General features: G+C 62.5%; 17 protein-coding genes. 9 read left to right on the top strand and 8 right to left on the bottom strand.

Annotation, left to right across the window (positions count from 1 at the left end):
- The first annotated feature begins 8 nt into the window (after nucleotides 1-8).
- Both parC and J2X24_RS04760 read left to right on the top strand, forming a co-directional pair.
- Entirely contained in the window at nucleotides 9-2,225 is a 2,217-nt protein-coding gene (gene parC / locus J2X24_RS04765) for a DNA topoisomerase IV subunit A (protein ID WP_209717377.1), read from the top strand.
- A gap of 48 nt (nucleotides 2,226-2,273) precedes the next feature.
- Nucleotides 2,274-3,461, top strand: a complete 1,188-nt coding sequence (locus J2X24_RS04760) for an MFS transporter (protein ID WP_209717374.1) — start codon at nucleotides 2,274-2,276, stop codon at nucleotides 3,459-3,461.
- Between the two features lie 98 nt (nucleotides 3,462-3,559).
- Here the strand turns inward: J2X24_RS04760 and J2X24_RS04755 are convergent, their stop codons facing one another.
- The 3 genes from J2X24_RS04755 to J2X24_RS04745 all read right to left on the bottom strand — a co-directional run bounded on the left by J2X24_RS04755 (nucleotide 3,560) and on the right by J2X24_RS04745 (nucleotide 7,951).
- Nucleotides 3,560-6,046, bottom strand: coding sequence for a TonB-dependent receptor (locus J2X24_RS04755; RefSeq protein ID WP_209717371.1), 2,487 nt, complete (start codon nucleotides 6,044-6,046; stop codon nucleotides 3,560-3,562).
- 178 nt (nucleotides 6,047-6,224) lie between these two features.
- Nucleotides 6,225-6,956: an arginyltransferase gene (locus J2X24_RS04750; protein ID WP_209717368.1), complete on the bottom strand. Its 732-nt coding sequence runs from the start codon at nucleotides 6,954-6,956 to the stop codon at nucleotides 6,225-6,227.
- A gap of 95 nt (nucleotides 6,957-7,051) precedes the next feature.
- On the bottom strand, nucleotides 7,052-7,951 hold the full coding sequence (locus J2X24_RS04745; protein WP_209717363.1) for a flagellar motor protein MotB: 900 nt from the start codon (nucleotides 7,949-7,951) through the stop codon (nucleotides 7,052-7,054).
- A gap of 246 nt (nucleotides 7,952-8,197) precedes the next feature.
- Here J2X24_RS04745 and J2X24_RS04740 point away from each other — a divergent pair, with 246 nt between their 5' ends.
- A complete protein-coding gene (locus J2X24_RS04740) occupies nucleotides 8,198-8,680 on the top strand; it encodes a flavin reductase family protein (RefSeq protein WP_209717361.1) in 483 nt (160 codons plus the stop codon).
- Nucleotides 8,677-9,546 carry an NAD(P)-dependent oxidoreductase gene (locus J2X24_RS04735; RefSeq protein ID WP_209717358.1) on the top strand — a complete coding sequence of 290 codons (870 nt, stop codon included), beginning with the start codon at nucleotides 8,677-8,679 and terminating at the stop codon, nucleotides 9,544-9,546. The genes J2X24_RS04740 and J2X24_RS04735 overlap by 4 nt, the downstream gene beginning before the upstream one ends.
- On the opposite strand, the gene J2X24_RS04730 is transcribed toward J2X24_RS04735, so the two are convergent.
- The 5 genes from J2X24_RS04730 to J2X24_RS04710 form a co-directional block, all read right to left on the bottom strand.
- Nucleotides 9,543-9,926, bottom strand: coding sequence for a hypothetical protein (locus tag J2X24_RS04730; protein ID WP_209717355.1), 384 nt, complete (start codon nucleotides 9,924-9,926; stop codon nucleotides 9,543-9,545). The genes J2X24_RS04735 and J2X24_RS04730 overlap by 4 nt on opposite strands.
- Nucleotides 9,927-10,005: 79 nt before the next feature.
- Nucleotides 10,006-11,553: a tetratricopeptide repeat protein gene (locus J2X24_RS04725; RefSeq protein WP_209717352.1), complete on the bottom strand. Its 1,548-nt coding sequence runs from the start codon at nucleotides 11,551-11,553 to the stop codon at nucleotides 10,006-10,008.
- A gap of 49 nt (nucleotides 11,554-11,602) precedes the next feature.
- Nucleotides 11,603-12,133 carry a hypothetical protein gene (locus tag J2X24_RS04720; RefSeq protein ID WP_209717349.1) on the bottom strand — a complete coding sequence of 177 codons (531 nt, stop codon included), beginning with the start codon at nucleotides 12,131-12,133 and terminating at the stop codon, nucleotides 11,603-11,605.
- A gap of 3 nt (nucleotides 12,134-12,136) precedes the next feature.
- Entirely contained in the window at nucleotides 12,137-13,135 is a 999-nt protein-coding gene (gene hemB / locus J2X24_RS04715) for a porphobilinogen synthase (RefSeq protein WP_209717346.1), read from the bottom strand.
- A gap of 62 nt (nucleotides 13,136-13,197) precedes the next feature.
- A complete protein-coding gene (locus J2X24_RS04710; protein ID WP_209717343.1) occupies nucleotides 13,198-13,749 on the bottom strand; it encodes a DUF1697 domain-containing protein in 552 nt (183 codons plus the stop codon).
- A 196-nt stretch (nucleotides 13,750-13,945) separates the two neighbouring features.
- Here J2X24_RS04710 and hemA point away from each other — a divergent pair, with 196 nt between their 5' ends.
- From hemA to J2X24_RS04685, 5 genes are all read left to right on the top strand, one after another.
- Complete coding sequence (hemA, locus tag J2X24_RS04705; protein WP_209717340.1) at nucleotides 13,946-15,169, top strand: 5-aminolevulinate synthase; 1,224 nt, start codon at nucleotides 13,946-13,948, stop codon at nucleotides 15,167-15,169.
- 173 nt (nucleotides 15,170-15,342) lie between these two features.
- Nucleotides 15,343-15,546: a DUF6898 family protein gene (locus J2X24_RS04700; protein WP_209717337.1), complete on the top strand. Its 204-nt coding sequence runs from the start codon at nucleotides 15,343-15,345 to the stop codon at nucleotides 15,544-15,546.
- A 98-nt stretch (nucleotides 15,547-15,644) separates the two neighbouring features.
- Nucleotides 15,645-16,949 carry a serine hydroxymethyltransferase gene (gene glyA, locus J2X24_RS04695; protein ID WP_281064917.1) on the top strand — a complete coding sequence of 435 codons (1,305 nt, stop codon included), beginning with the start codon at nucleotides 15,645-15,647 and terminating at the stop codon, nucleotides 16,947-16,949.
- Nucleotides 16,950-16,953: 4 nt separating this feature from the next.
- Nucleotides 16,954-17,481, top strand: coding sequence for a transcriptional regulator NrdR (gene nrdR / locus J2X24_RS04690; protein ID WP_209717334.1), 528 nt, complete (start codon nucleotides 16,954-16,956; stop codon nucleotides 17,479-17,481).
- Nucleotides 17,481-18,131, top strand: coding sequence for a RibD family protein (locus tag J2X24_RS04685; protein ID WP_209717332.1), 651 nt, complete (start codon nucleotides 17,481-17,483; stop codon nucleotides 18,129-18,131). Before nrdR ends, J2X24_RS04685 begins: the two co-directional genes overlap by 1 nt.
- The last annotated feature ends 9 nt before the right edge of the window (nucleotides 18,132-18,140 follow it).

Raw genomic sequence — 18,140 nt, 5'->3', positions numbered from 1 at the left:
CGGGGCGGATGAGTGACGTAGTGATTCCTGACGACGCCGGCGGCCAGGTCGTCGATGAGCCTATGAGCGAAGCGCTGTCGCGCCGCTATCTGGCCTATGCCCTTTCCACCATCATGCACCGGGCGCTGCCGGACGTGCGCGACGGCATGAAGCCCGTCCACCGCCGTATCATGTACGCCATGGGCGACATGCGACTGACGCCCGAAGCGGCGGCGCGCAAGTGCGCCAAGGTTGTCGGTGAAGTCATGGGTACCTACCACCCGCACGGCGACCAGGCGATCTATGATGCCCTGGTGCGCATGGCGCAGGACTTTGCGCAACGCTACCAATTGGTCGACGGCCAGGGCAATTTCGGCAATATCGATGGCGATAACCCCGCCGCCATGCGTTACACTGAATGCCGCCTGACGCCCGCCGCCATGCTGCTGCTGGAAGGCATCAACGAAAACGCCGTCGACTTCAGGCCCACCTATGACGACCAGGACGAAGAGCCGGTCATTCTGCCGGCCGGCTTCCCGAACCTCTTGGCCAACGGGTCGATGGGCATCGCCGTCGGTATGGCGACCTCGATCCCGCCGCACAATGTCGCCGAGTTGATCGACGCCTGCCGCAAGCTCCTGACCGCGCCAGAAACGACGACGGCCGAACTAATGGAATTCATCCCCGGTCCCGACTTTCCGACCGGCGGCATCTGCGTCGAAAGCCGCGCTTCGATCCAAGAGGCCTACGAGACCGGTCGCGGGTCAATCCGCACGCGCGCCCGCTATGAGGTCGAGGAACTGGGCCGCGGGAACTGGCGCATCGTCGTCCGCGAGATTCCGTACCAGGTCCAGAAGTCGCGCCTGATCGAGCAACTGGCCGACCTGATCGAGAACAAGAAGGCGCCGCTCTTGGGCGATGTCCGCGACGAGTCGGACGAAGAGGTCCGCCTGGTACTGGAGCCCAAGACCCGCAATATCGAGCCTGAAGTCCTGATGGAGAGCCTGTTCAAGGTCTCCGACCTGGAAACGCGTTTCGGCGTCAATATCAACGTGCTCGACGGCACTGGCACGCCGCGTGTCATGGGCTTGCGGGCCTGTCTGATCGCCTTCCTCGACCACCGCCGTGTCGTGTTGCAGCGCACGTCGCAGTGGCGCCTGGAAAAGATCGAAAAGCGCCTGCACCTGCTCGACGGCTTGATGATCGCCTTCCTCAACCTGGATGAGGTGATCCGCATCATCCGCGAGGAAGAGAAGCCGCGCGACGTGTTGATGGCGCGCTTCAAGCTGACCGAGGTCCAGGCCGACTACATCCTCGATACCCGCCTGCGTCAGTTGGCTCGGCTCGAGGAAATGACAATCCAGGACGAGCACAAGAAGCTTTCCGAGGAACGCGACGAACTGAACAAGCTGCTGGGCAGCGAGAAGCTGCAGTGGAAGCGCATCGACCAGCAACTGGTCGAGGTGCGCAAGAAGCTCTTGTCCGCCCGCCGCACCACCTTTGCCGAGGCGCCGGCCAATATCGAAGTTGCGGCGATCGAGAGCTACCTGCCCAAGGAGCCGATCACCGTCATCCTGTCGAAACGCGGCTGGATACGCGCCGCCAAGGGCGCCGTCGCCGATCCGTCGGAGCTGAAGTTCAAGGAAGGCGACGAACTGGCGTGGCTGGTGCCGGCCATGACGACCGACAAGCTTTTGATCATGACTTCGGACGGCCGTTTCCTGACGCTGGCCTGCGACAAGCTGCCGTCGGCGCGCGGCCATGGCGAGCCGCTGCGCCTGATGGTCGATTTCGAGGATGGCGCCAAGATCGTCACCGTCTTCGTCGCCCAGGCCGGCCAGAAACGTGTCATGGTGTCGAAGAACGGTTATGGCTTCGTGATGAACGAGGAAGACGGCGTCGCCAACAAGCGCGCCGGCAAGCAGGTCCTGAACGTCGAGGGCACTGAAGCCCTGGCGGCTCTGCCTGTTATCGGCGACAGCCTGATGGTGCTGGGCGAGAACAACAAGCTGCTCATCTTCCCGGTTTCGGAACTGCCGGAAATGGCGCGCGGCAAGGGCGTCAAGCTGCAGGCCTATAAAGACGGCGGCGTGCGTGACATCGCCGTGTTCGATTCCGGCGCTACACCCCAATGGTACGACGGTTCGGGCAAGGCGCGCGAATTCAAGGACTTCAGGGACTATCAGGGCAAGCGCGCGCAGGCCGGAAAGATGGCGCCGCGTGGATTGCGCAAACTGCGCGTTTAACCGGTGGAGCCTCCGCTCCATCGCACGGGAAAGCGAAAGGAGCGGACGATGCAGGTGGATTGGCGCAGGCTCAGGATCGTATCGGCGCTCGGCACGGGCCAACTCATTGCCTTCGGCACCTCGCTTTACTTGCTGACGGCCTTGTCGAAGCCGATCGTGGCCGATACCGGCTGGAATTTCGCCTGGGTTATCAGCGGCTTTTCGATCGGCACGCTCGTCTCGGCCACCGTTTCGGCGCAGGCCGGACGCTTTATCGGGGCGGGGCAGGGGCGGCTCGTCCTGTCCTTGAGCGCCGTCTTGTTCGCCGTTGGTCTCTTCCTCATCGCGCTGTCGCAGAACCTGGTCATGTATGTCATCGCCTGGGGCGTCATGGGCCTGGCCATGGGCAGCGGTCTTTATGACGCGGCGTTTGGCACGGCCGGACGCCTTTTCGGTGCGACGGGACGGTCCGCCATCATCCAGATCGCCCTGTGGGGCGGGTTCGCCAGCACGACCTTCTGGCCGCTCAGCCATTTTCTCGAAGTCCAATTCGGCTGGCGGACGACCTGCCTGATCTTCGCCGGCATTCACCTGGCCGTCTGCCTGCCGCTCTATCTGTTTGCCGTGCCCAGACCCGCCGATGCGGCATCCGTCGCGCGCCGTCCTCATGCCGCCGTCCGGGTGGAAGGGATCGAGGCGCGGATCTACATGGCGCTGGCGACCGTGGTGACGCTGGAGATGGCGCTGGTATCCGTCATATCGGTGCATATGCACGCCGTCCTGACCGGGCGAGGCCTGAGCATGAGCGATGCGGTCGCCTTAAGCGCCATGGTCGGGCCGTCGCAGGTCTGCGCGCGCATGCTGGACCTGACGCTTGGGCGGCGCTGGCCGCCTTACGCCTCCATGCTGGCGGGTATTGCCGCCCTGACCGTGGGAATTGTCATGATCGCGGCCGCATCTGGCCTAAGCATTCCCGCGCTCGTGCTTTACGGCGCGGGTGTCGGCATCGTCTCGATTACCTCGGGCACGGTCCCACTGGCCATTTTCGGCCCTGAGCGCTATCCGCCCTTGATGGGCCGCATCCGCCGCCTGGGTTCGGTCGTCCAGGCGGCCGCACCGTTTGCCGCCGCCGGACTGTTGGCGCAGTTCGGCGTGATGATGCTTCTGCTGATGTTGATCGGCATGGCCCTGGTATCCTTAGGCATCGGTCTTTACCTCGCCCGCCAGAGCCATGTCTTTTTACAGTCCAGAACTTAGAGCGATATGCCAAAATGTGTGCAGCGGTTTTTGGCTGAATATCGCGACAAAACAAAAACCTAGAGCATGATGACGGTTCGACTTAAACGCATCATGCTCTAGAAGCCGCCGCCGGGGCCACCGGAGAAGCCGCCTGGGCCACCAGGGCCGCCTGGACCACCTTGTCCACGCCGCCAGCGCTGGCCATCCTGGTTCTGGCTGTTGCGCGGCGTCCCAAACGTATAGGACAGGGCAATGCCGATCGCAGGACCGGTGTCGAAAGTTTCGTTGACCTGGTAGAAGGCGCTGCTGCTGGTGACGCGCTTGCGTCCCTGGCTGCTCAGGATGTTCTGAAGATTGATGTTGAAGGTCAGTTTGCGTGGAATGATCTGGCGCTGATAGTTGGCGTTCAGCGATGTCGTACCCGTTGTATAGCCTTGGGAATCGACGCGCTTGCCGTTGTAGCGCACGAAAATCATGTAAAAGTCTTTGTCGTTCGGGCGGTAGCGAACATTGAGGCGGCCGCGCGAATTCGGGCCCTTGCGCACAGTGGGTTGCCCGGTCACCCGATCGACGCCGTTGATCTCCGAATAGTTGTAGTCGATCTCGAAACCGGCGTTCAGACCCTTGATGATGTTGTCGCGGTTCAGTTCCAGCGACACGCCGGCCACCTTTGAGGAACCGGCATTGTCATAGGTCGTCAACAGCACGTCGGGCTGGCCGGGCAGGAAGCTGTTGACCAGGACGACCGTGTCCTGGGTTTCGACATAGGACAGCTGCAACTGGCCGTTCAGGGCATTGCGGCGGTCGTTCTGATAGGTCAGCTCATAGCGGTCGACCGTTTCCGGGCGCAGGTTGGCGTTACCTGAACTGACGTTTTGGGCGTCGTTGTAGACAATCAGCGGGTTCAGAGCATTTGCGTTCGGCCGGTTCAGGCGGCGGCTGTAAGCGCCCTTGAAGCTCGAATCCTCGTCGAGGCGATAGAGGAAGTTGGCGTTGGGGCTCCACGTGACGTAGGTCTGCTCCGACTCGGCGCCGGGATTGCCGGTGAAGGGCTGGACCGAATACAGTTCCTGGTGGAAGTTTTCGTAGCGAAGTCCACCCGACAGCGACAGCTTTCCGAAGCGCTGCTCGTAAACAAAGTAGGCCGCGCCCGTCTGCTGCTTGGTGTTGAACTGGCTGACGCGTTGCGGGTTCGGCAGTTCCGGCGCGCCGAGGGCGTGTTCCAGCGACTGATAGCTGTACTGTTCGCTGTCCTGATTGGTCAGGTCCCAGCCCAGCTGAATCTGCCGCGTTTCACCGATTGGATGGGTGTAGTCGCCACTGAAACCGTCGTTGGTCGTGTCCGACCGGCGCTCGGTGGCATAGGCGGTTTCGGACGCCGTGGGCAAGCGGTTCACACGGCGATAATCCGACCGGTCATTGCGGGTCGACGTACTGCGGCGGTATTGCATCTTGAAGTCTTCCGACGTGCCGACTTCGCCGCGGTGATTATAAAGCACCGCGAAACTTGAATTTTCGGACTCGCCGTTGCGGTCACCAATACGCGAGCTGTCGGATTGGAGGTTGCCCGCGGCGTCGTAGGAGGTCGCATCCTCGATGCTGTAACCCATCGTATCGCGGCTCATGAACGTGCCCTGGGCCTGGAGGGTATCGTTGTCGGTCAGCGCGTATTCGGCGTTCAGGTTCAGGTTCAGGCCTTCGCCGACGCTCTTGCCGACATTGTTCTGGCGGTTTTCACCGATGACATCGCCCGTTACCGGATCAAGGCGCTGACGCACCGTCTCGGACTTGCTCTTGAGGCTGCCGGCGCCGCCGAAACCACCGCCCCCACCGCCACCGCCGCCCCAGCCGCCGCCGCGATTGACGTTGGCGCTGCCGTTGAGCGTGAGCTTGCCGATCGTCTTGCCCGTGCTGAACGAGACGCCGCCCTGGCCCTCGACGCCGGCATTGACCCTAAGCGTCGTCTGCGGGTTGAGCGCGCGGCCGCGCTTCAGGACGATATTGATAATCCCGCCGCCGGTGTCGGAGCTGAAGGCAGCGCCGGGGCTGGTGATCGTTTCAACGCTGTCGATATCGTCGCCCGACAGGCCTTGCAGCGTTGCCGCGCGATTGTCGCCCTGGGTCAGGGCGGACGGCTTGCCGTTGATGTAGATCTGCGGGCTGTTGCTGCCACGAAGCTGCACCGACCCATCGGGATCGACCGTCACGCCGGGCACATTATTGAGGACGTCGGCGGCATTGCCGGTGGCGGCGGTCGGATCCTGCTTGACGTCATAAACGTCGCGATCGGTCTTGCGCTGCACAAGGGGCTTTTGCGCCGTGATCGTCACAGCGCCGCTCTGTGTATCGCCTTGGGCTGTTCCTGCCTCTTCCGGCGTGCCGGCCGCCGGCGCCTGTTGCGGGGAGGTCTGCTGGGCCTGGGTGGGCGCCTGTTGCTGGGTTTGGGTTTGCGTCTGCGGCTTCGGCTGTTCAGGCGACGCCGGGGCCTGCGTCTGGGCCAGTGCCGGAAGCGCCAGCAAGGCCAGTCCCAATGACGCGGCGCTGGCGCTTAGGCGCAAGGTCCGGCGTGCGGGAGAAGAACGACGGGCGGGACGCTGGAGCATGAATGATAACCTTGATACGGAATGTGGCGTGTTATGGAAGTGTAACGCACGCACCTGCATCATCCGTCTGACGACAGAGCAAAATAAATAATATTTCATCCTTGAAATATAAGGGCTTGGCTATCGTCCCGCTATGCGGGACAAGGTGGCTATGGCCGCTATTCGGGAAGCGGCGCGGTCAGGTCTCGCCAAACGGATTGATCTCCTGCCAGCCGAAGTCGGTCAGGGCTTCCAGCGGCTGGTAGCGCGCCTTGTAGTCCATCTTCGGGCTGTCCTTGACCCAATAGCCCAGATAGACATAGTCGTAGCCGGCGCGGTTGGCCTGGTCGATATGGTCGAGGATGATGAAGCGCCCCAGCGAACGGCCGCTGAGTTCCGGATCATAGAAGCTGTAGACCAGCGACAGGCCGTCGTTCAGCGCATCGACCAGGACGCAGGCCACCAGGCGGCCGTCCAGCCGGTATTCGATCAGGTGGGTGCGGACCAGGGTGTCTTCGATCATGGCAACCAGGTCCGGCCATGTCATGTCGATCATGCCGCCGTCGGGGTGGCGCGTCTTCAGGTACTTCTGCAGCAGGTCGAACTGTTCGCGGCTGGCCTCGGCCTCGACGAAAGCCTTGGTCAGGTCCTTGTTCGCCTTGAGGACGCGCTTGTCGGACTTCGACGGTACGTAGCGCTTGACCGGGATGCGCACCGACTGGCAGGCGCGGCAGTTCTGGCAGGCGGGCCGGTAGGCGATGTTCTGGGAGCGGCGGAAACCGATGGCGGACAACTGGTCGTTGACGCCGATGGCCTCAAGCGGCGGCAGGTGTACGAATACCTTACGCTCCTCCTGTCCCGCCAGATAGGGGCAGGGACCGGGGATGGTCAGGTAATATCTGAGCTTGCGCCCTGGAAAATGCTCACTCATTGAAACGCCGCGACCTGCATGAAACCGGACTCGCCCCTTATCATAAGTGTGCTTGCAATCTACGCGCCGTCAAGGGGCTGCAACCGCGTGATTACCTACATATTTGGATTCTGCGGCAAAACCGGGGCTTCGCGTAAGAGGACGATGGCGATGCGGCGGTTGCCGGCCAGCGATGGATCGTCTGGATAGAGCGGCTCCTTGGCGGCCTTCCCCGACACCTGGGCGATGCGGTCCTGGTCAACGCCGGCGGCCTGAAGGACGGCGCGCGAAGCATCGGCGCGGTCGGCCGACAGCCGCCAGTCGCGCGGATTCTGTTCGGCCTGACCGGCGGTTCCCGAGGTGTGGCCGGTAATCGAGATGCGGTTGGGCAGGTTGTTGACGACCTTGGCGACGGCGCGCAGCAGCACCTTGGCGCGGTCATTGGGCTCGGCCGAGTTCGAATTGAACATCGAGCGGCCTTCCTGATCGATCAACTGGACGCGCAGGCCTTCCGGCGTCTGGTCGACGAGGATGTTCTTAGACAGCTCGGCCAGTTCGGGCATGTCCTGCAGGGCCTGGCGCAGCGATTCGGCCGCGCTCTGGAAGTTCTGCTGTTCCTGCTTCTGGGCGTCGGTCTCGGAATCTGCGGCGGACCCCTTGGCGGCGCTCTCGGTCGTCTTGCCGTCGCGGTCCTGGGTTTCGGGCGGCTTGGGCGCCATCTGCTCGATGAAGGACATGGTGCCTTCGTTCTTGTTGCCGTCTTCGCCCAGGGCATTGCCGCCCAGGATGCCGCCGGAACCTGAGGTCGATTGCGACACGTTGGCGGGCGCGAAATAGTCGGCCACGCCACGCTTTTGTTCAGGGGAGGTCGTATTGATCAGCCACATCAGCAGGAAGAAGGCCATCATGGCGGTCACGAAGTCGGCATAGGCGACTTTCCAGGCGCCGCCGTGGTGGCCTCCACCGACAACCTTCTTGACCTTCTTGATGACTACGGGGGCGTCGCGGCTCGCCATGCGGGACCTGTACTGGAAGAGAAATTCAGGTCTTCATCTTTCGCTGATTAACATTAACAGGCCATTGAAGCGGCGCGGTCCGGTCCTATTTTTTGCCGAGGATACGGTTGCGGCTTTGGCTTTGCTTTTGCAGGCGAATTGCGTAAGAACGACATCTTGCTTTGGCGCGATATCTCGGCGAAAACCGCTGACACTTTTGGCTGCGCCGAACTTCGTTTCGCCATATCGCTCATGGCCGGGAGACTGATGGACAAGACCTACCGACACACCCTTGGCGGATTTGCCACTGGCGTCTGCGTCATCACCGTGCCCGATCCCGACCATGTCGACGGCCATGTGCTGGGCATGACCGCCAATTCCTTTTCTTCGGTCTCGCTCGATCCGCCACTGGTGCAGTGGTGCCTGGACAACAAGGCGCATCGTTACGGCGTTTATGCCGACGCGCCGGCTTTCGGCATCAACATCCTGTCGGGCGGCCAGCAGGACCTGTCGCAGCGGTTCGCGCGCTTCAATGCCCATATCCTGCCAGAGGAAGGGCTGGTCAGCGCACTGCATCCGTTACGCCTGAACAATGTGCTGGGTTTCCTGGCGTGCGAAACCTATGAAACGCGGACTGTCGGCGACCACCTGGTCATTGTCGGGCGGGTGACGTCGTTCGACAAGGACGACGCGCAGGGAGGACTGACCTTCTTTCGTGGCCGCTACGGCGAAATCAGGAGCGCGTCGTGAAACTGTGTTTTGCCGGGCTTGGCATCATGGGCGGGCCGATGGCCGGCCACCTCATCAAGGCAGGCCACAGCGTCACCGGCTATAACCGCACCTTCGCAAAGACCGAGGCCTGGGCGAAGGAGACAGGTGGTGTGGCAGCGGCCAGCGTGGCCGAAGCGGTCGCCGGTGCCGACGTCCTTCTGCTGTGCGTCGGCCGCGACCAGGATGTGCGCGAGACGGTCTTGGAGGCGCTGCCGCATCTGAAGCCGGGCACCTTGATCATCGATCACACCACGACCTCGGCCAAACTGGCGCGTGAACTGGAGGTGCTATGCGCTTCAAAAGGCTTCGATTTCTATGATGCACCCGTGTCGGGCGGGCAGGCGGGCGCGGTCAATGGCCAACTGGCCATCATGGTCGGCGGTTCTGACAGCCGCTTTGCCGAGGTGGAGGCGCTTCTGGCACCCTATACCAAGGTCATCGTCCATATCGGCGAGGCCGGCGCCGGCCAGACCGCCAAGATGGCCAACCAGATCGCCATTGCCGGCGTCGTCCAGGGCGTCGCCGAAGCCCTGCATTTTACGCGCAGCGCAGGCCTCGATCCCGACAAGGTGCTGGGTGCGATCTCTGGCGGAGCCGCGGGCTCCTGGCAGATGAACAACCGCTGGGGCACGATGAACGACGGCAAGTACGACTTCGGTTTCGCCGTCGACTGGATGCGCAAGGATCTCGGCATCGCGCTCGATGAGGCGCGCGACAATGGCGCACATCTGGCGCTAACGGCCCTGGTCGACCAGTTCTACAGCGAGGTCCAGGCCATGGGCGGCAGCCGCTGGGATACGTCCAGCCTGCATGCGCGTCTCGAAGCGCGCCGTGCCAAGGACTAACTGGCCGGCCAGTTGACGCGGCGGCCGTCTTCGGGCGGCTTGGCCGTGCCGGCATCGAGCGCCGCCTGAAGCTCCAGTTCCGCATCTATGCGCCAGGCGCCGACGGTATCGCAGTGGACGTGGCGCATGTCGACTGGCACGTGATATTGCGCCGTGATCGCCTTGGCGAAGGCATCGGTGAACAGCGAAACGTCGGTGCGCGGTGTTTCCGGCACGCCCTGGACCGGAAAGACCCGCGAGCGGTAATTGACGTTGCGATTAAAGTCGAAATAGGTGCAGCTCAAATAGGTGCCGTCGTGCTGCGGTTTGACGGGCGGCAAGGGTGCACTGTCGATCGGCTGAAACATCAGGCCGAGAAGAAGGACATAGGCGGCGGTCATGGTTCCTCCATGTGTCGAACCTCATCGCCCTTGCGCAGTCAGTATAACGCCAAACGATTGTGGCGCATTTAGCGGCCGTTTATCTGTAGCTGAAGACGGGGTATCGCCGGATTACGCCGTATTTCACCACCGCTGCCTGGACGTCCGGCCGCGCGATCAGCGCCGCAAGCCGGCCGTCGACTGTTTTCTGCCAGGCGGTTGGCTGGAGCTTGGGCAGGTAGGTCTGCACCCTTGCCAGCGCCGGGCCGCGCTTTAGCGGATCGTCCAGCCGTGCGATCAGCCGTTTGGCGGCCTCGTCCATTTCGTTGGCGCACAGAAGCGCCGACTGCAGGACGTTTTCCCCGTCATCGGCATGGGTGCGCATGTAGTCGAGCGACGTGGCGAGGGCCGCCTTGTCTCCCCGTTGCGCGTGGGCACAGGCGCGGACTTCCTCAGCCGCCATCACGCCGTACTTGCTGGTCTTCTTGCTGTCGACCTCCTTGACCTCCGCCAGGGCGTCCGCCGGCCGGCCAAGGTCGTTCAGGACGCCGCCAAGGTTGATCCTGTGGCTGACCGTATCCTGATCGGCCGTAACCGCGACGTCGCGCGCCCTGGTCTGTGCCGCCAGGGCGTCATCGTGGCGTCCCATCAGCATCAGGATGTCGGACCGGGTGCCGAGCGTCCAGGCGTGGTAGTCCTTAAGATCCTCGAAGGCCGGCTTGTCCTTGGGCGCGGCATCGACCTTGGCCAGAGCCTCATCGGCCAGCTTCAGGGCCTCTGGCAATCGGTTGGCGTTTTTCAGCGTTTCGGCCAGCGATTGCACGCCTTCCATCTTCGCCGGATGCCGGGTCATCAGCGACCGTGCAACGGCGATATCGCCTTCAAGCGCCTTCACATAGGCGTCGTCACCGGCGGGCACAAAGCGCTGGTAGCGCTTGTCGGTCTGGCGGCGCACGACGGTGAAGGACTCGGTCAGCCCGTCGGCAAGGCCTTGCGCCTTCGCGTCGTCGCCACGGTCGGCATAGATGGTGAACAGGTCGAACCACAGGGTTTCGGCGGTAGTGAAGGCGGCTTCGGGCACGTAATTGATGCCGCGCAGGCCTTCGAGGAATTTCTGGTAACGGACGCGGTCGTCCCTGATGTCGTCGAACCGGTTCGCCAGGCTGAAGACGCGCCAGCTGTCGGCCTTCTTGACCTCGTCGGGAAACTCAGTGACGGCGCGCACGGCGGCGTCGCCAGCCGCTTCGGACTTTCCGGCCTCGAAGGCGACATTGGCAAAGAACAGCCAGTCCGACCCGTCCATCTTCTTGGGCGCGGCTTCGGCTGCCGCGACCATGTGCGTGTAGGCGGCCTCGGCTTCGTCGTTATAAAGCTCGGCCGCGGCCAGGACATAGTAGGCGAAATGGCGCATTTCGGGCGCCAGCCTGGGGAAGACCGGATTGTCGATGACCGACTGATAGCTTTCCTTGGCGCCGGCCCAGTCGCCTTTTTCCGCCTTGGCGCGGCCCTGGCGCAGGATGGCATTGATAACGGACAGCTCGCTCGGTTTGACGGCGGTCGGGTCCGGCTTCTTGGCGGCCAGCGCCTGTCCCGGCGCACCCGTCAAAACAGCCGCGATGGCAACAGCTACGCACAACAGTTTACGCATGGAATCCCCCTCTAGCCGGGGAAGCGTAACGTATTCTTGGCAATATTGTCTAGTTGAGCTGTGCTGTCCGTTCGACATAGCGTTGCAGGACGCGGCTATAACTGTCATCGAACTGCACGGAAGTGATCTCTTCGAACGGGCATTCGATCTCGTCGTCCATCCAGTTGCCGCCGGGATCGACGGCCTTGAGCACCACATGATCGCTGCCGATGCTGTCGATCTGGCCGACATCGGCCTCGTCCTCGACCGAGATGACGACGAAGCGGTTCTTGGGCTTCAGCGATTTGAACAGTTCGGCGAAGTTCGCCACCTTGATGCCACCATAGCGCTTGGTGCGCTTGACGCTGTTGAAGGCCAGGATCTTGACCTGGTCGTCGTGATGGTCGGAGATGTCGCAGCTTTCGACGCGCTCGATCGGCACGATGAGCGCCCCGGTGTCCTGCCATTCGTAGACGGCCTGCAGCAGGACCAGCTTGTCGCTTAAAGCCAGGACAAAGCCTTCGTGGCTGCCGTCGTCAACATTGAGGCGGATATAGGTTTCGTTGCTCAGCGCATCGCGCAGGTCGCTAATAATGCTCATGGGTCACCCCTTCAGCTTTTCGGCGACGGCCTTAGCGAAATAGGTCAGGATGCCGCTCGCGCCCGCGCGCTTGAAGGCCAGAAGCGTCTCCATGACGGCGCGATCCTCGTCCATGAAGCCCTTTTCGACGGCGGCCTTGATCATCGCATACTCGCCCGACACCTGATAGACGAAGGTCGGCACACGGAAGGTTTCCGACACGCGCTGGACGATGTCGAGATAGGGCAGGCCGGGCTTGACCATGACCATGTCGGCGCCTTCGGCGATGTCCATGGCGACTTCGCGCAGGGCCTCTTCGGAATTTGCCGAATCCATCTGGTAGGTCTTCTTGTCGCCCTTCAGCGCCTTGACGCCGATGGCGTCACGATAGGGACCGTAGAAGGCCGAGGCGTATTTCGCGGCGTAGGACATGATCAGCGTGTCGCTGTAGCCATTGGCTTCCAGCGCATGGCGGATACGGCCGATACGGCCGTCCATCATGTCGGAAGGGGCCACAATATCGGCGCCGGCTTCGACCTGGACGCGCGCCTGTTCGACCAGCATTTCGACGGTGGCGTCATTGACGATTTTGCCGTCCCGCAACAAACCGTCGTGGCCGTGGTCGGTATAAGGGTCGAGCGCGACGTCGACCAGCAGGCCGATATCGGGCACAGCGGCCTTGATGGCGCGGCAGGTGCGCGGGATCAGCCCGTTGGAATCGATGGCGGCGGTGGCGTCAGAATTGCGCAGCGTTTCCGACAGATGAGGAAACAGCGCCAGGACATTGATTCCAAGTGCTTTTGCCTGACGCGCCTCGTTAACGGCTTCGTCGATGCTCAGGCGATCGACGCCCTGCAATGAGCCGATCGCCTCGCGCTTGACGTCGCGGTCGTGGATGAAAATTGGCCAGATCAGGTCTGAGACATGCAGCCGGTTTTCCGACACTAGGTCGCGGATCCAGGCCGACTGGCGCAGACGGCGCGGCCGGGCGAGGGGAAAGGGCGCGGGCGTTGGGTAGGACATGGCAGGACCTTTGAAAATCTCTGGGCTATCTAGGCTCTATTGCACGCCGTGCCAAGCCGCGCTCAGGCCTTTTCCGCCGCCGCGGCCATATCGCGCAGGGTCTCGCAGGTATTGAGATTGCGCGCGGTCATCTCGCCCTTGATCCCCTTGCCCATCTTTTCGACGAAGACCGAACGGCCGATGCCGTCCGGCGCGTAGAAGTACAGCGCCTCGTCATTGACATGGTAGGCCTCGTTGTCGGCCAGCATGCCATTCAACACCTCGCGATCGAGCTTCGATGGCGGCGTGCGGAAGAAGAAGATATGCTGCGCCTTGCCCTTGTGCTCGTGGTCGCGAAAGGGATTGGCGGCCAGCAGCTTTTCGAGATGGGGCAGGGTGATCAGGGTTAGTGGGGGGCGGAAGCCAAAGTTCTCATGAACTAGCTCCTCGATCCGCTCGGTCAGCGCCTTTTCACCAAGATCTGAGCGGAACACCACGTTTCCGCTGGCGATATAGGTCTTCACATCGGTCATGCCTTCGGCTTCGAGGACCTTGACCAGCTCCTTCATCGGCATCTTGTGCTTGCCGATATTAATCCCCCGGAAGAGGCCAATCCATACCGTTGACTGCGTCATCTCACACGCTCCCTGCGACAATTGGCGCCCACATTGAGAACGGTTCGCGCTGGAAATAAAGGCGGATTTAACACAAATTAGAAGAAACCTTGATGCTCGCGCGGTTTTTCGCGGGAGATGGGTTGTAACCGCACGATTGCGAAGCTATCTGCGCGCACGAGATGACGTCAAGCCGGCGTCCGGAGTGATTGAGACTATGGACTATACCGCCGCGTTCGAGGCAGCCGTTGATCAGGTTCGCGCCGAAGGGCGTTACCGTGTGTTCGCTAACCTCAAGCGGCACAACGGCCAGTTTCCGCGCGCCACCTGGACGCGCGACGATGGCTCGACGCAGGAAGTGACCGTCTGGTGTTCGAACGACTATCTCGGCCAGGGTCAGAATCCGGTCGTGCTGGAAGCGATGCACACCGCGATTGACGAAGTCGGCTCGGGCTCGGGCGGCACGCGCAATATCTCCGGCACCACCTGGTACCACAACGAACTCGAAGCCGAACTGGCCGACCTGCACCAGAAGGAAGCCGCGCTCGTCTTCACCTCGGGCTACGTCGCCAACGAAGCGACGCTGACGACGCTCTACAAGATACTGCCGGGCCTGATCATCTTTTCGGATGAGCTGAACCACGCCTCGATGATCGCCGGCATCCGTAATGGCCGTGGCGAGCGCAAGGTGTTCCGCCATAACGACCTCGAACACCTCGAGGCGTTGCTGAAGGCGGCGCCGGCCAACGCGCCGAAGCTGATTGCCTTCGAGTCGGTCTATTCGATGGACGGCGACATCGCCGATATCCGCGGCACAATCGATCTGGCCAAGAAGTATGGCTGCCTGACCTATATCGACGAGGTCCACGCGGTCGGCCTTTATGGCCTGCGCGGCGCCGGCGTCGCCGAGCGTGACGGTCTGATGGGTGAAATTGATATTATCGAAGGCACGCTGGGCAAGGCGTTCGGCATGATGGGCGGCTATATCGCCGCCAAGTCGGTGATCATCGACGCCATCCGGTCTTGGGCCTCGGGCTTTATCTTCACGACCTCGCTGCCGCCGGCGGTGATGGCTGGCGCGGCGGCGTCCGTGCGCTGGTTGAAGGACCACAACGAAAAGCGCATCCAGCACCAGGAACGCGCCCAGACCCTGATGAACCGCTTCAAGGCGGTTGGCATCCCGGTCCTGCCGTCGGTCTCGCACATCGTTCCCGTGCTCGTCGGTCATGCCAAGCATTGCAAAATGATCTCGGATGTCCTGCTCAATGACCACGGCATCTACGTCCAGCCGATCAACTATCCGACCGTGCCCAAGGGCACCGAGCGCCTGCGCTTTACGCCGTCGCCGGATCATACGGATGAGATGATGGACCATCTGGTCGGCGCCATGGACAAGCTGTGGACGCACTGCAACGTCGCGCGCCTGCCGGGCGTGGCCTGACAATTTCTCCTCCCCACAGGGTGGGGAGGTGTCAGCGAGCGAAGCGAAGGTGACGGAGGGGGCGACTCCGGCAGGAATACCCCTCCGTCATTTGCTAGCGCAAATGCCACCTCCCCACGCAAGCGTAGGGAGGAGAGGTGGTAATCGGTCGCCTTTCGCGCTAATCTCCTCCCATGTCCGAAATCTACCTCGAACTCCAGCGCAACGGTAATTTCCTCCGCTGTACGGCCGTCGATGCCGCCACCGGCGAAGAAGCCATCGCCATCGGCCCGGTCAATGACCCCGAGGCCGTCAAGCGCCTGGCCGTCCAGAAGCTGCGCAACAAGCTGAGCGGTGGCCCGCCCCAGCCGCCGCGCAAGCCGGGAATAAGCGCTTAAGACAATATCGTGAATAAACAAGGGTTGCCCTGACAGGCGGCAAAGCGTAAACGCTGCCCCATTCTCCCTTTCCATTCCAGCCAACAGGATTCTCCATCTTGAACGCTCCCGCGAACGCTTCCGCTTTTACCCCCAAAGGCTTCTTCCACAGCGACCTGGCCACCGCCGATGCGGAAATCCTGAACGCCATCAAGGGCGAACTGCACCGCCAGCAGGATGAGATCGAGCTGATCGCCTCGGAAAATATCGTCTCCAAGGCCGTTCTCGAAGCGCAAGGGTCCGTCCTGACCAACAAGTACGCCGAAGGCTATCCGGGCCGTCGCTACTATGGTGGCTGCGAGTATGTCGATGAGGTCGAAAAGCTGGCCATCGAACGCGCCAAGACACTGTTCAACTGCGCCTATGCCAACGTCCAGCCGCACTCGGGCGCCAATGCCAACCAGGCGGTCTTCTTCACGCTGCTTCAGCCGGGCGACACCTATATGGGCATGGACCTGGCCTGCGGCGGTCACCTTACGCACGGCTCGCCCGCCAACCAGTCGGGCAAGTGGTTCAACGTCGTGCCCTACGGCGTAACGCAGGGCGATAACGTCATCGATTACGATCAGGTCGCTGACCTGGCCAAAAAGAACAAGCCGAAGCTGATCATCGCCGGCGCTTCGAACTATCCGCGCCACATCGACTTCAAGCGTTTCCGCGAAATCGCCGATTCGGTCGGCGCCTATCTGTTCGTCGACATGGCGCACTATGCCGGCCTGGTCGCCGGCGGGGTATATCCGGACCCGCTGCCGCACGCCCACGTCGTCACGACCACGACGCACAAGACCCTGCGTGGTCCGCGCGGCGGCATGATCCTGTCGAACGACGCCGATCTCGGCAAGAAGATCAATTCGGCCGTCTTCCCGGGCCTGCAGGGCGGACCGCTGATGCACGTCATCGCCGCCAAGGCCGTGTCGTTCGGCGAAGCGCTGCAGCCCGAGTTCAAGGCTTATGCCGCCCAGGTCGTCGCCAATGCCCGCGTCCTGGCCGCAACCCTGGTTGAGCGCGGCCTGGCCATCGTCACCGGCGGCACCGATAGCCACGTCATGTCGGTCGACCTGCGTCCAAAGGGCCAGACCGGCAAGGCGACCGAAGCCGCCCTCGAAGCCGCCTTCATCACCTGCAACAAGAACGGCATCCCGTTCGACCCACAGCCCTTCACCATCACCTCGGGCGTTCGCCTGGGCACGCCGGCCGGCACGACGCGCGGCTTTACCGAAGCCGAATTCCGCATCATCGGCAACCTGATCGCCGACGTCGTCGACGGTATGAAGTCGAACAGCGGCGCGCCTGACGAAACCGTCCAGGCCGAGGTCCGCGCCAAGGTCAAGGCGCTGACGGCGCAGTTCCCGATCTACGGCTAAGACGATGCGCTGCCCGTTCTGCGGAAATCTCGAGACCCAGGTGAAGGATTCGCGGCCGTCGGAAGACGGCGCCGCGATCCGCCGCCGGCGGTCGTGCCCGGAGTGCGGCGGCCGTTTCACGACGTTCGAGCGCGTGCAACTGCGCGAGTTGATGATCGTCAAGCGTTCGGGCCGGCGCACGCCGTTCGACCGCACCAAGCTGGAGCGGTCGGTGTCGATCGCGCTGCGCAAGCGGCCGATCGAGCAGGAACGCATCGACCGCATGGTGTCGGGCATCGTCCGCCAGCTGGAAAGCATGGGCGAGACCGATATCCCGTCCGAAGCCGTGGGCGAACTGGTCATGAAGGCGCTGCGTACGCTCGATGTCGTGGCCTATGTCCGCTATGCCAGCGTCTATCGCGACTTCCGCGAAACCTCTGATTTCGCGCGGTTCCTGGGCGACGAAGGTCTCAGCAACGATGTGCTCGATGATCCGCACGACATACGGCGCGGACTTGGTGAGCAGGATCTATCCCCCACAGACGACGCCTAGTGGCCCGGCCTTCTATAACGCTCAAACTCGCGACCACGCTGGACGGCAAGATCGCCACGGCCGGCGGGGTGTCCCGCTGGATCACGGGCGAGGCGGCGCGCAGCGTTGTCCATGAACTGCGCGGCGCCCACGACGCCGTGCTGGTCGGGATTGAGACCGCTATTGCCGACGATCCGGAACTGACCGTCCGCCTGCCGAACTACGAAGGCTATCAGCCAACGCGTGTCGTGCTCGATTCGCGCGGACGCCTGCCGCTGAACTCCAAACTGGCGCAGACGGCGCGCATCATCCCGACCTGGGTGGTGACGACGGTCGACCTGCCAGGCGAGATGCTGGCGGCCCAGGTCAAGGCGATCAAGGTGCCGTCTCGTCACCAGAGGGTCGATCTGGTTGCGGCGCTCGATGCCCTGTCGAAAGCCGGCATCGAGAGCCTGTTTGTCGAGGGCGGCGGGGTAATCGCCACGGCTTTTCTGCAGGCAGGCCTGGTCGATCGCCTTGAATGGTTCCGCGCGCCCACCATAATGGGAGGGGACGGACGGCCGGTCATCGGCCATCTCAACGTAACGGACCTGGGGCAGATGTACCGCTTCGATCGTCTGGCTGTGCAGACGGTAGGCGACGATCTGTGGGAAAGCTACGAATTAAGTTAAGAGGCAGAA

Origin of the sequence: Asticcacaulis solisilvae (genome assembly GCF_017875235.1) — a bacterium.
Taxonomy (GTDB): domain Bacteria; phylum Pseudomonadota; class Alphaproteobacteria; order Caulobacterales; family Caulobacteraceae; genus Asticcacaulis; species Asticcacaulis solisilvae_A.
This window is presented reverse-complemented; position numbering and strand designations above follow the sequence as displayed.